This window comes from Streptacidiphilus sp. BW17, assembly GCF_041262485.1.
GTDB lineage: Bacteria > Actinomycetota > Actinomycetes > Streptomycetales > Streptomycetaceae > Streptacidiphilus.
In genome coordinates this window covers 1-12,086 of record NZ_JBGCCR010000066.1, presented here as the reverse complement: position 1 = coordinate 12,086, position 12,086 = coordinate 1, and the positions used below count along the sequence as shown (strand labels likewise).

At 68.3% G+C, this 12,086-nt stretch carries 12 protein-coding genes; 6 read left to right on the top strand and 6 right to left on the bottom strand.

From position 1 onward, the window contains the following. Positions 1-174: 174 nt before the first annotated feature. Positions 175-765: a GNAT family N-acetyltransferase gene (locus tag ABH940_RS36600; RefSeq protein ID WP_370107254.1), complete on the top strand. Its 591-nt coding sequence runs from the start codon at positions 175-177 to the stop codon at positions 763-765. Positions 766-845: 80 nt separating this feature from the next. Here ABH940_RS36600 and alaS read toward each other — a convergent pair whose 3' ends face one another. The 6 genes from alaS to ABH940_RS36570 all read right to left on the bottom strand — a co-directional run bounded on the left by alaS (position 846) and on the right by ABH940_RS36570 (position 7,304). Further along, positions 846-3,500 (bottom strand): alanine--tRNA ligase, encoded by a 2,655-nt coding sequence (alaS, locus tag ABH940_RS36595; RefSeq protein ID WP_370107253.1) that lies wholly within the window; start codon positions 3,498-3,500, stop codon positions 846-848. A gap of 247 nt (positions 3,501-3,747) precedes the next feature. Continuing rightward, positions 3,748-4,398, bottom strand: a complete 651-nt coding sequence (locus ABH940_RS36590) for an HAD family hydrolase (protein WP_370107252.1) — start codon at positions 4,396-4,398, stop codon at positions 3,748-3,750. Further along, entirely contained in the window at positions 4,395-4,946 is a 552-nt protein-coding gene (locus tag ABH940_RS36585) for an orotate phosphoribosyltransferase (protein ID WP_370107251.1), read from the bottom strand. The genes ABH940_RS36590 and ABH940_RS36585 overlap by 4 nt, the downstream gene beginning before the upstream one ends. After that, a complete protein-coding gene (locus ABH940_RS36580) occupies positions 4,943-5,542 on the bottom strand; it encodes an LOG family protein (RefSeq protein ID WP_370107250.1) in 600 nt (199 codons plus the stop codon). Before ABH940_RS36580 ends, ABH940_RS36585 begins: the two co-directional genes overlap by 4 nt. Next, on the bottom strand, positions 5,539-6,411 hold the full coding sequence (locus tag ABH940_RS36575) for a hypothetical protein (RefSeq protein ID WP_370107249.1): 873 nt from the start codon (positions 6,409-6,411) through the stop codon (positions 5,539-5,541). The genes ABH940_RS36580 and ABH940_RS36575 overlap by 4 nt, the downstream gene beginning before the upstream one ends. A gap of 59 nt (positions 6,412-6,470) precedes the next feature. Further along, a complete protein-coding gene (locus ABH940_RS36570) occupies positions 6,471-7,304 on the bottom strand; it encodes an aspartyl/asparaginyl beta-hydroxylase domain-containing protein (protein ID WP_370107248.1) in 834 nt (277 codons plus the stop codon). Between the two features lie 78 nt (positions 7,305-7,382). On the opposite strand from ABH940_RS36570, the gene ABH940_RS36565 reads away from it, so the two are divergent. The 5 genes from ABH940_RS36565 (at position 7,383) to ABH940_RS36545 (ending at position 11,742) form a co-directional block, all read left to right on the top strand. Then, positions 7,383-8,969, top strand: a complete 1,587-nt coding sequence (locus tag ABH940_RS36565; RefSeq protein ID WP_370107247.1) for a carph-isopro domain-containing protein — start codon at positions 7,383-7,385, stop codon at positions 8,967-8,969. Positions 8,970-8,978: 9 nt separating this feature from the next. Then, positions 8,979-9,935, top strand: coding sequence for an FAD-dependent oxidoreductase (locus ABH940_RS36560; RefSeq protein ID WP_370107246.1), 957 nt, complete (start codon positions 8,979-8,981; stop codon positions 9,933-9,935). A gap of 122 nt (positions 9,936-10,057) precedes the next feature. Continuing rightward, positions 10,058-10,498 (top strand): NUDIX hydrolase, encoded by a 441-nt coding sequence (locus ABH940_RS36555; RefSeq protein WP_370107245.1) that lies wholly within the window; start codon positions 10,058-10,060, stop codon positions 10,496-10,498. A 62-nt stretch (positions 10,499-10,560) separates the two neighbouring features. Beyond that, entirely contained in the window at positions 10,561-11,268 is a 708-nt protein-coding gene (locus tag ABH940_RS36550) for an XRE family transcriptional regulator (protein ID WP_370107244.1), read from the top strand. Positions 11,269-11,274: 6 nt separating this feature from the next. Further along, positions 11,275-11,742, top strand: coding sequence for an NUDIX hydrolase (locus tag ABH940_RS36545; RefSeq protein WP_370107243.1), 468 nt, complete (start codon positions 11,275-11,277; stop codon positions 11,740-11,742). Positions 11,743-12,086: the final 344 nt, after the last annotated feature.

Below are 12,086 nucleotides of genomic sequence, written 5' to 3'. Positions count from 1 at the left end.
CCTCCACCGCTACAACTACCATCGCTGTCACACCGCACTCGGAGGCCAAACCCCCATCAGCCGAGTCAACAACGCTGCGGATCAATACAGCTAGATGGATCCGGTCTGAGGAGTTCGACCGTTCTGGTCGGGGTCCATCTGGGCAAGTCACCTGATCGGGCCAGCCAGCTTCGCTTGACCAAGCGTCAGGGGAAAGCCGACCGGAAACTTGATCTCGTGGGTGGTCAACCAGCTCCGAGGCCAATGCGGCTGCCGTCCGGCGAGGCGGTCGTGGTGCGGCGTCTCACCAGGGGCGACTCCCTTGAGGAACTTACGACGGTGCTTCACCGTGCCTACTTCGACCATGCTGCTGCCGGGCGGGTCTTCTTTGCCTCCTATCAGACTGTCCAGGACACTGCCCATCGCCTGGCGAGGGGCGAGTGCTGGGTTGCGGTGGCTGGCTCCCAGTTGGTGGGGACTGTGACGGTGTCGGCTACCTACGAGGTGCCGGAGGGGTACCCCGCCCCGCTGGGTGCAGGGTCGTTCTGGCAGCTCGCAGTAGCACCCTCCCAGCGGGGAACGGGGCTCGGGCAGCGCATGCTGGCTGTGGCGGAGTCGCGGGTGGCGGATCTCGGCTCTTCCCAGGTCGTGATCGACACTTCGTCCTCGGCGACCGACCTCTTGCGTTGGTATCGCCGCCGGGGATACATCCCGGTCGGGACGTGGCGGTGGGATGTGACCAACTACGAGAGCGTTGTGCTCCTGAAGAAGCTGGCCGCGGTCTGAGTGAACCGGATGCCGGAACGGGCTGCTGCGTGCACGCCAGTGTGCATGTGCGGCAGCCCGTTGACAGGAGCAGCTGCGCTCTACCGGCCGAGGAGCTGGACAGCGTCCCTCGCGGCGACTTCGAGTGCCTCGTCGACTGCCTCGAAGTGGCGTCCCCCAGCACTGGCAACGGGGCCCTTCCCGCCAGCTCCTCCGCCGACGGCTCGGGCGGCGGAGAGGAGGATCTGGCTGGCCTCGACGCCGGTGCCGTGGAGCCCCGGGGTGATGGCGGCGGTGAGCAGGGCCTTGCCGTCGTGCGCTGCGCCGAGGACGACGACGGCGTGCTCGGTCTTGATCAGGCCGGCCGTGTGGGTGGCCAGCGTGCGGAGCTCCTCCGAGCCGAGGCCGCTCTGCCGCTCCGTGATGACCAGGCCGCCTTCGACACGGCGGGCGGAATCGGCGAGCTGCTTGGCGCGGGCGCGGAGCTCGGCGTCCCGGAGGCGGTCGAGTTCGTGTTGCGCGGTGGCGAGGGCGGTGAGGCGGTTCCGGAGCGTGTCGGGGGCGTCCTTGGGACGGGTGCCGAGGAGCCTTGAGAGTTCTTCGAGGAGGCGGCGCTCGGTGTCGTAGTAGGTGAGGGCGTCGCGGCCTGTAAGGGCCTCGATGCGGCGGATGTTGACGCCGATGGAGGCCTCGCCGAGGATCCGGACCGGGCCGGCGTTGGAACCGTGGCCGACGTGGGTTCCCCCGCACAGTTCGCGGGAGAAGTCACCGATATCGACGATGCGGACGTGGTCGCCGTATTTCTCGCCGAACAGAGCCGTGGCTCCGGCGGCCTCGGCTTCCGAGCGGGTGGCGTGCCAGACGCGGACCTCGGGGTCGTCGAGGAGGTGGTCGTTGACCAGGGTCTCGATGGCGGCCATCTGGGGACCGTCGACGGCGGAGAAGTGGGCGAAGTCGAAACGGAGGCGGCCGGCGTCGACGAGGGAGCCGTGCTGGCGCGCATGGTCGCCGAGGGTGCGGCGGAGCATGGCGTGGAGGACATGGGTGGCGGAGTGGGAACGGGCGACGGCCTCGCGTCGGGCGCCGTCGACGAGAGCTTCGGCCTGTTCGCCGCTGCGGATCTCGCCTTCGACGACCCGGGCGGTGTGGACATGGAACCCTTCCAGACCGAGCTTGGTGTCCAGCACCTCCAGCCGGGCGCCGCCGACGGTGCGGATGGTGCCGGTGTCACCGACCTGGCCGCCGGACTCGGCGTAGAACGGGCTGCGATCGAGGACGAGTTCAACCGTGCTGCCCTGGTCAGCGCCGGCGACCGCGGTGCCGTCGGCGATCAGGCCGAGAACGGTGGTCCCCGTGACGAGCCGGTCGTAGCCGACGAAGTCGGTCCGGCCGTGGCGAGCGGACAGCTCGCGGTAGGCGTCTTGGCGGCGCATGGCTTCGGCGGCCTTGGCCTTGCCACCGGCCTTGGCGCGCTTCTGCTGGTCGGCGAGCAGGTCGGCGAAGCGGTCCTCGTCGACGTTCAGCCCGGCGTCGCGGGCCGCCTCGACCGTCATCTCGACGGGGAAGCCGTAGGTGTCGTGGAGTTCGAAGGCGGTGTCTCCGGTGACAGTGGTGGACCGGGTTTCGCGGCTCCGCGCGATGGCTGCGTTCAGCAGCCGGGTTCCCTGGACGAGGGTACGGGTGAAGGACTCTTCCTCAGCGGTGACGACCTGTTCGATGAGGGCGGCCTGGTCAGTCAGCTCGGGCCAGGTGTCGCCGAGATTGGAGACGACGCTGGCGGTCACCGGGGCCAGGACGGGTTGGCCGATGCCGAGCAATCGGGCGTGGCGGATCGCGCGCCGCATCAGGCGCCGCAGGATGTAGCCTCGGCCGTCCTTCGCGGGCAGGACGCCGTCGGCGATCAGGTAGGCGATGGAGCGGGCGTGCTCCGTGACGACCTGGAAGGAGAACTTCTGTTCGCGGCTGCCGGGGTAGTCGCGGCTGGCGAGTTCCTGGACGGTCCTGAGGGTCGGCATCAGGAGGTCGGTGCTGCATACGTTCTCGACGTCCTGGAGGACGGCGGCGAGGCGGTCAAGGCCGAGGCCGGTGTCGATGCTTTGCCGGGTGAGCTCTCCGAGGACCGGGAAGTCGCCCTTCTTGTCACCCTCGCCGCGCTGGTACTGCATGAAGACGAGGTTCCAGATCTCCATGTAGCGTTCGCCGTCCACGGCGGGGCCGCCTTCACGGCCGAAGGCCGGGCCGCGGTCGTAATTGACCTCGGAGCAAGGCCCGCAGGGCCCGGGGACGCCCATGGACCAGTAATTGTCCTCCATACCGAGGCGCTGGATCCGCTGGGCGGGCACCCCGATTTTGCGCCAGAGCTGTTCGGCCTCGTCGTCGTCCTCGTAGACGGTGATCCAGAGCCGGTCTTTCTCCAGGTTGTAGCCCTCGGTGAGCAGCTCCCACGCGTACGCGATGGCGTCGGCCTTGAAGTAGTCGCCGAAGGAGAAGTTGCCCATCATCTCGAAGAACGTGGCGTGCCGGTTGGTGCGGCCGACGTTGTCGATGTCGGAGGTGCGGGCGCACTTCTGAATGGTGGTGGCGCGCGGGTACTCAGGGGTGACCTCGCCCAGGAAGTAGGGCTTGAACTGGTTCATGCCGGAGTTGGCCAGCAGCAGGGTCGGATCGGCGGGGATCAGGCTGCTAGACGGCACGTGGCGGTGGCCGCGGGAGGTGAAGAAGTCCAGGAAGGTGGAGCGGATCTGCGTCGAGCGCATGGCGGTATGGCCCTCACGGAAGAGTCGTGGAGAGGTGGGGGGGCTGATCACACGCCGAGCCGGGCCGAGAACGAGGACTGAGTGGCTCTCAGTTCTCCAGCTCGGCGCAGATAGCTCGCGCCCCCACGGTGTAGACCATGACTCCAGATCCGTCGCTCTGAGATGGCGCAGCCGAGACAGGACGCAACGGTCCGCTGCGACTGCGCCACCAACAGTAGCGGCTCTGGGGTCAAGATCGCTTGGAGATTCAGTCCGGCTTTCCGGTGCCCACCAGAAGGAGCAACGCCTGGGCGAGACCGTCAGCCCGGGGGAGTACGAGGTCGGCACCCGCTTCGATCAGGGCCTGGGGGTCGGCGAAGCCCCACCCGGCACCGATTACCCGGACGCCTGCGGCCCGGGCTGCGTGGACGTCGGTGTCCATGTCGCCGACGAACACCGCATCCCGCGGGGCGACGCCGAGGCGGCCGAGTGCGAGGAGCAGTCCGTCCGGGGCGGGCTTGGGTGCGGCGTCCTCGTAGCAAACGATGGTGTCGATCAGGTCGAGAACATCCGCCGGAAGCAGCCAGCCGACCCTTCGGCGGCTCCGCAGCGTCACGATGCCGGTGGCGACCCCCGACTCCTGAAGTGCAGCCAGAGTGCCGGTGACGAAGGGGAAGAGCGAGGTGCCGAGGCTTGCGGTGGCGGTGGCCGCATCCCAACCGACCTCGTTGATCGCTCCGGTGAATCCGAGCGATGCGAGCACATGCTCGCGCGGGGTGGTGGCCGCTACGGCTGGAAGGTCCGCGACGGCGATCCGGCGGTCGAGTGCGGAGGTCGCGTACCCGGCCAGTGTGGCGAGTTGTGCGGCCCGGCTGTCGACAAGGACGCCGTCAAGGTCGAAGAGTACGGCCTGCCTCATGCGGCGTCACCGGCCCGCTGGGCGGGGAGGTCTTCCTCGGTGAGCAAAGCGTGGAGAGTGATGTGCTGCTCCGCCAGGAGCTTGCGACCTCCAAGAGGGCGTTCCAGGACACACACGGCAGCGCTGACGGGTGCTCCAGCCACCCGCAGCATGCGGGCCATGGCGAGCAGTTGACCACCGGAGCGAACGACGTCGTCGACCAGGACGGTGCGCTGACCGGTGATGTCGGCGCCCTCGATCTGCCGTCGGGAGCCGTACCGCTTCGGGAGACGGCGCAGGAAGCTGGCAGGCAGGCCAGTTGCGGCCGACAGGGCGACGACGAGCGGGACGCCGCCGAGTTCGATGCCGGCCAAAGCCTCGGTCTCATCCGGGATGAGGCTGACCATGGCGCGCGCTGTGTCGCGCAGGAGTGAGGGGTTGGCGGCGAGACGGTACTCGTCGAAGTAGGCGCTCAGCCGGGTGCCGTCGGTGAGCGTGAACGGGTGGTTCACGCAGGCGGTTTCAGCGAGCCGGGCGGCAATGCCCCCGGGAGTCGGGCTGGCGGTCATGCTCCTCCGATCGGGCTGGTATCGAGCGTTGTGAGGTGGGCCCGGAACTCCTCGGCGGTGCCCGCGGTCCGGAGAAAGCCGAGAGACCGGGTGGGTGTCTCGAACAGCCACTTCTCTTCCAGGAGGAAGGCAAGGAGCCGGTGGGCGGTCGGTCCGGCCAGACACACCGGCACAGGCCGGACGGTGGTCGCGTAGTACAGCGCGGCGGTCAACTCGTGGAGGGTGCCTACTCCGCCGCCCATCGCGACGATCAGGTCGGCGTGCTCCAGGTAGTGGTTGAGGCGGGCGCCAAGGTCGGGCAGGTGGACCGACATGGCTGTGTGCCGGTTGAACGCGCCCCACTCGTCGTGCTTGCCGGTCAAGGTGACGGCAATGACGGTGGCGCCCTGCGAGGCTGCTCCCCGGGCAGCAGCCTCCATCAGGCCGTTGTAGCCGCCGTGGAGCAGTTGGTACCCGGCCTGGGCGAGGCACCGGCCGATCTCCTCGGCCAGGATCTCCTCCTCGGCGGATACCGGGACGACTCCACCGAAGAAGGCGGCGGTCAGGCCCTCGCAGGGCGGGATGACAGCCGGGCCCGCGAGGTGCAGTGCGTTCACGCCTGCTCCTGGTAGGTGCGGTAGGCCGTGACGGCATCCCGCATGCCGTCAAGTGCTTGCGGGCAGGCACGCTCCGCCAGTCCGAGCGCCCGCTCGATCGCGGCGGTGACGTCGGCCGCCTGCGGGATCGCCGGGCCGCTGATCGCCGTGTCCAGGTCGCTCAGGCAGGACCGGCCGATCGGGGTGACTGCGATCTCCTCGCGCAGCTGGTACCAGCCCCAGTACAGCGAGGCAGGCGCGAGAGCGGTCTTGATGAGGTCCTTCGTGGCGGTGTGCAGGCGGTGCCACTCCGAGTACGCCACGAAGCTCTGGCCGCGCTTGATCCGCTTGTGCAGGAGCACGCCCAGGACCAGGTGCTCGATCAGCAACTCGGTGCAGGTGCGCGGCGTGGCCAGGTAGGGGGCGACGAAGCTGTCCGTTGCTGCGATGTCCTGTTCGGCCTGTGGCTTGGGCTGCCGGTCGAGGATGACGGCGGTGCTGACGGTCTCCCGGAGGCGTGAAATGCGGGAGGCTGGGGCGAGGTACAGGTCGATCTGGTGCAGGCGGCCCTCGTCCGGGATGAGGTAGACCTTTCCGATGCCGCCGAGGTCGGCGACGATCGAGTCGCGCCAGCCGGGCAGCAGTGCTCCGGCCTCAACGGACATCAGGGTGTCCACGGCTTCGACGACGGCGGGAAGCCAGGCGTCGTGTACGCCGACGACGAAGTCGACGTCGGAGAGCCGGTCCGCGGTGCCGTGTGCCAGCGACCCGCGGACCATCAGGTGGGTCACGGCGGGTGAGACGGCCAGGATGTCGGCGAGCTTTGACAGCAGCGGAAGCTGGGCGGGCCGGTTTGCCTGGGTGATCTCGGTCAGTTGCAGGGTGGGCATGCGCTTCTCCCTTCGGGATGTGGTGCTGGCGGGCGGCGGGGGTGCCGGAGGCTGATCTGTCAGGCGACCAGGGCGAGGAGGCGGCGCTTGGCCGTCTCCCAGCGCGTCGCGGCCTCCATGTCACCCAGAGAGGCGTGCAGTTGGGTGATCAGGTCGTAGGCCGTGCCCTCGGGCAGGGCGAAGGTGTAGAAGATCCGCAGCAGCATCCGCTCGGCCGCGTCGACATAGCCCAAGGTCGCCAAGTTGCGGGCGGTACCGAACCGTTCGGCCAGGACGGTCTGGTCGGCGGTGGGCAACCGTTCGGCGAGCGCGGGGTGCAGCGTCGGCCGGTTGGCCAGCTGGTGGTAGGCGTCGTCGGCGTACACGTCGGCGATCAGGTGGATGCGGTCGGGGCCCAGCAGGTTGCACACCCCGTGCGCGCAGGTCGGGGTGAGACGCCAGATCCGGCCGCCTGCCATGTGCACTTTCGCACCGCCCGTGACGATGAAGGCCGAGCTGTTGGTATGGAGCGGAATGTGCAGGCGGTGCCGCTCGACCTGGTCGAGCTCGTCGTAGTCACGGTGCTCCCAGAGGAAGGCGTTGCTCTCCAGCCTGGCCAGCCGCACCCACATGAAGTTGAGCCCCAGGCTGGCCAGAAGCGCAGAGGTGGCGGGCAGTTGCCGGAGCAGTCCGGTGGGCTGCGCGGTGCAGTCGCCGATCGTCACGTCGGCGGCGTCGCCGGAGGCGTTCATCAGCGAGGTCGTCCACCAGCCACCGGACTGGTACGCGCCGTAATCCGCCTTCCATGGCGCCTGCGCGGTCAAGGCCTCGTGGCGCATGCGCTCCAGTTGGGCGGAGTTCACGACGTCCAACTGGGCGATCTGCCCGGCCAGAGCGGTCAATGTGCTGTCCATCGGTTCCCTCCCGTTGCCTGCCTCCGAAGCCGCGAGCCGGTGCGTACACGGCCGTCGGCTCGGCGACCTTCTGTCGCCATGTCCAGCACACCGGCTGCGGTGCGGGGCGCGGCAGCCGGTCAAGCGGTCAACTGGGTCAACTTCCTGGCCTCGTGTCCCCTCGGCGCTTTGGCGGTGCCAGGATGGGATGGGCCAGGACGCACAGCGAAGCGGGGGTACCGCTGCATGAGTCGGCAGCCGCAGTCACCGAACGAGCAGCTTCGCTCATGCCTGGACGAACTGGGCTGGAGCCCGAAGACCCTCGCCCGGAAGATCAACAAGACGTTCGGAGACGGCTCGGTCGCCGAGTCCGCTCCCTACCACTGGCGCGATCAGGGCGGACTACCGCGTGCCCCGCTCCCGACAGTCGTGGCCCATGTGCTGTCGCAGGCACTTGGCCGCGTGGTCTCCGTTGAGTTTCTCTGGCAGGGCCGTACCTCGGCCTCATCCGCATTCGTCCCCGCTGAGACGGATCTTGCGCGTCCTTGGACGGCGTCCGACCTGGGAGGAATCTTGGAAGGCTGGGTGAGCAGCGGGTTGATCGACCGCCGTCACTTCCTCGCTGCAAGCGGTGCGTCTCTGACCGCCATCGTCACCCATTTCCTCGAAGGCACCGAGGGGCGAGGGGCGTTCACCGCCCGGCTCGCCGGCCAGCGTCACGCCGACCCGCTGGTCACCCAGGTCGAGCAGAACCTTCCGCTGCTCCAGCAGTTGGACGACGAGCACGGTGGCGCTCGGCACCTGTCCTATGTCGGCGCACAGTTCCGCGCTGTCGCCCTCCTGCTCCACGAGGGCGGCCACGCAACCCAGACGCAGATCCGGCTACTCCAGGCACTCGGCGAGGTCGGGCAACTGGCGGGCTGGATGGCCTTCGACGCCGGGGAACACGGACTCGCCCAGCGCTACTTCGCCACCGCCTTACGCGCTGCTCACCAGGTCAACGACGACGCACTCGCCGCACACATCCTCGCGGACCTCTCATTCCAGGCCGCGAGCCGTCACCACCCCACGGACGCCGTAGCCCTCGGACAGGCCGCCGCCCGAACCAGCCGCTCCGCCACACCGGGAGTACGCGGCACCGTCCTCTCCCGCCTGGCCTTCGCCTATGCCAACGCGGGCCAGGCAGCCGACTTCGAGCGCACGCGCGACCAAGCCCGGCAACTCGTCGACTCCGCCGGGGACGGATCCGCCGAGCCCCGCTGGATGTACTTCCTGACCGCCAACCACCTCGACTGCCAGGCCGGTTACGGCCTCGTTCAGCTCGGCCGGGCGGCCGACACACCAACCGCGCGAGTGAAGCGCCACCTGAGCGCTGGAAACCAACTGCTGGAGACCGGCGCTCACGCTGTACCGAAACACGACCCGAGTCAGCGCCGTGCCCTCTTCGAGGGGGCCTGGCTCGCTCTCGGCTACACCGCTGTCGGCGAGATCGAGCAGGCCTGCTCCGTGGCAGACCGGGCCGTCACCCGACTCGAAAGCGTCGCCTCCCCACGCAGCGTCGCACTCCTCCACGAACTGACCGGCGACCTCCGCCGACGCCAACGCAACCCCCATGTCCGCGACTTCCTCCCGCGTCTGGAGGCTGCTCTCGCCGAACGGTCCAAGCCGAGGACAACATCGGGTTAGAGTCCGCTCATGAGCCGAGCTGAACAAGTCACCGTCGTCGGGGCCGGCGTCATCGGCCTCACCACCGCCGTCGTCCTGGCGGAGAGCGGGCTGGCAACCACCGTGGTCGCGGCGGAGATCCCTGGCCGGACTTCCCTTGCAGCGGGGGCCATGTGGGGCCCGTACCTCGTCGAACCGAAGGACAAGGTCGAGCGGTGGAGCCAGCGTTCTCTGGAGACTTTCACCGAGCTCGCCAAGGATCCCGGCACGGGAGTCCGGATCACGAGCGGCATCGAAGCATCCCGCCACGAAGATGAGGCACCGGACTGGGCCAGGACGCTCCCCGGTTTCCGTGCCTGCAAGACCGATGAACTCCCCAGCGGCTTCATCTCCGGCTTCAGCTACGCCGTCCCGCTCATCGACATGCCCGTCTACCTCGACTATCTCCTCGGCCGAGCGGCGGGCGCGGGCGTCACCATCGAGACCCGCCACCTGACCACGCTGGCGGCACTGGAACTGGGCCCGCTGGTCGTGAACTGCACGGGACTTGGAGCTGCACGCCTCGCCAACGACGCCGAGCTGAAGCCGATCCGCGGCCAGCATGTTGTCGTCAGCAACCCTGGGATCACCGAGTTCTTCTCCGAGGACACCGGCCCGTCCGAGGACTTGCTGTGCATCTACCCCCATGGAGAAACGGTCGTCCTCGGTGGGACCGCGATCACCGATCGCGGCGATGTGACCCCTGACGAAGATGCCGCAGCCGCCATCCTGCGCCGATGCCAGGCCATCGACTCGCGACTCGGCGATGCCCAGGTCCTGGAACACCGCATCGGGACTCGTCCTACCCGGCCGAGCGTGCGCGTAGAGAGGGAGCAGCAGGGCAACCGCGTCATCCTCCACAACTACGGTCACGGAGGCGCAGGAGTCACTCTCTCCTGGGGCTGCGCCGATGAGATCGCCGCGCTGGCTGCCCAGACCGGCACGTGACAAGCAGCCAGCGGCATCACTTCGACCGCGTGACGGACTGAATGGGCTTCAGTAGTCTCGGCCGCAGTGCCGTCATGGACGGTGCTCGTCCACAGTCCTTCCTATTCCCTAGTCTCCTGTACATGAGTACAACGCCGCAGCACTCCGTGTCCGTTGCCGGAGCCGTCGTTCGCGAGGACGGGCGGGCCCTTGCCATCAGGCGGGCCGACAACGGCACCTGGGAACCACCAGGCGGTGTGCTGGAGTTGACCGAGACCGTGGAGGACGGCGTCTGCCGCGAGGTCTTCGAGGAGACCGGTGTCAAGGTTGCGGTGGATCGGCTGACGGGTGTCTACAAGAACATGACCCGTGGCGTCGCCCTGGTCTTCCGTTGCTCCGTCGAGGAGAGCGAGCCGCAACCCTCGGACGAGGCCACCGCAGTTGCCTGGCTGACCAGGGAGGAGGTCGTGGACCGCATGAGCGAGGTCTACGCGGTGCGCGTCCTCGATGCCCTGAAGTCCGGTGCGACGCGCGTTCGGAGCCACGACGGCCGGGTGCTTCTCGAACCGCCGACCGCCGGTTGACTGTACTCCGTGAACGAGCGACTGCGCTTAGCGATGACCAGGCGCGGCATCAGCCCCGAGCCTTGGCGGCCGCATGCGAGGTAGACCCCAAGACGGTCGGCCGATGGCTCGCCGGCCGCGTGCCGCACCCGCGCCACCGGTGGACCACCTCCGAGCTGCTCCGCGCCGACGCGACCGACATCTGGCCACAGTCGACGACCGCTCCAGCGATCAGCGCCGGTCGGGACGCACTGGTGGCCGCGACCTATGCGAACCGAGCGAGCGTTCCAAGGGATCTGTGGCTCCACCTTCTTGAACACGCTGAGCGACACGTCGACGTCCTCGTCTACTCGGGCACGTTCTTCGCCCAGAGCAATCCACACGTCGCCGAGATGCTGGCGACGCGTGCTCGACAAGGAACGCGCGTCCGCCTGTGCTTCGCCGACCCGACGGGACGGGCCGTCGCTCGCCGCGACGAGGAGGAAGATCTCGACGGCACCATGGCGGCCAAGATCCGCGCCTCGCTCACCTACTACCGACCGCTTCTGGGACAGGACCGTTGCGAGGTCCGCCTCCACGACGCCACGGTCTACGCCTCGCTGTTCCGATACGACGACGACCTGCTCGCTAACCCGCACATCTGGGGGCAGCCCGCCAGTGCCAACCCCCTCCTGCATCTGCGCCGGGGGCCGGCACGGGGGTGGTTCGACCACTACGCCGCCAGCTTCGACGCTGTCTGGACCGCCGCCCGGCCCTGGGACGGCACGACCGCACGTACCAGCAAGGAGTAGCCGCCCATGGGCAGGACCGAGTACTACTACGACCCCGAGGCCCCCAAGGCCAACACCCTCATCCCGGCCAGCAACCTCCTCGTCGTCAACGACGCCGGCGAGATCCTGCTCCAGCGCCGCCGCGACACTGGCCAGTGGGCCCTCCCAGGCGGTGCTCAGGACATCGGCGAGACCGCGGCAGGTTGCGCCGTCCGCGAGTGCCAGGAGGAGACCGGCATCCTCGCGGAGATCACCGGCTTCCTTGGCGTCTACGCCAACCCGCACGACATCGTCGCCTACAGCGACGGTGAGATCCGCCAGCAGTACGAGAGCACCTACATCGGTCGGCCCGTCGGGGGAGAGCCCACCATCAATGACGAAGCAGACGGTGTGCGGTGGATTGCTCCTGGCCAGATTGGTGAGCTCAACATCCATCCGAGCATGCACCAGCAGATCGGAGACTTTATCAGCGGGAATTACCCCCACTTGGGGTGAGGAGTGACGCTGGCGGACAGTGCGCAGAGCGGTGCTCCGGGGACAGAGGCAGCTCTCTGGTCCGCTCGGCCTGGGGCAACGCATCACGTCCAATCGTTTACCGCGGGCAGAATGTGTCGACTGCCAGCACCGGACTGAGCAACGAACGACGGGGTGCACACCTGACCCGATCCGTCATCCGGGAGGCACTGCAGAGGCTTCAGCCTCCCCCGTGTCGGCGGGTCCGATACCCTCTGCAACGTGATTACAGGTGAGCTGAAGAGCAAGATCGACCGCGTGTGGGACGCCTTCTGGTCGGGCGGTATCTCGAACCCACTGGAGGTCATCGAACAGATCACTTACCT

Bases quoted from the DNA above. Each gene is read 5' to 3' on its own strand.
- alaS (WP_370107253.1), bottom strand. From the start codon at position 3,500: ATGCGCTCGACGCAGATCCGCTCCACCTTCCTGGACTTCTTCACCTCC.
- ABH940_RS36590 (WP_370107252.1), bottom strand. From the start codon at position 4,398: ATGAGGCAGGCCGTACTCTTCGACCTTGACGGCGTCCTTGTCGACAGC.
- ABH940_RS36585 (WP_370107251.1), bottom strand. From the start codon at position 4,946: ATGACCGCCAGCCCGACTCCCGGGGGCATTGCCGCCCGGCTCGCTGAA.
- ABH940_RS36575 (WP_370107249.1), bottom strand. From the start codon at position 6,411: ATGCCCACCCTGCAACTGACCGAGATCACCCAGGCAAACCGGCCCGCC.
- ABH940_RS36570 (WP_370107248.1), bottom strand. From the start codon at position 7,304: ATGGACAGCACATTGACCGCTCTGGCCGGGCAGATCGCCCAGTTGGAC.
- ABH940_RS36565 (WP_370107247.1), top strand. From the start codon at position 7,383: ATGTCCAGCACACCGGCTGCGGTGCGGGGCGCGGCAGCCGGTCAAGCG.
- ABH940_RS36560 (WP_370107246.1), top strand. From the start codon at position 8,979: ATGAGCCGAGCTGAACAAGTCACCGTCGTCGGGGCCGGCGTCATCGGC.
- ABH940_RS36555 (WP_370107245.1), top strand. From the start codon at position 10,058: ATGAGTACAACGCCGCAGCACTCCGTGTCCGTTGCCGGAGCCGTCGTT.
- ABH940_RS36545 (WP_370107243.1), top strand. From the start codon at position 11,275: ATGGGCAGGACCGAGTACTACTACGACCCCGAGGCCCCCAAGGCCAAC.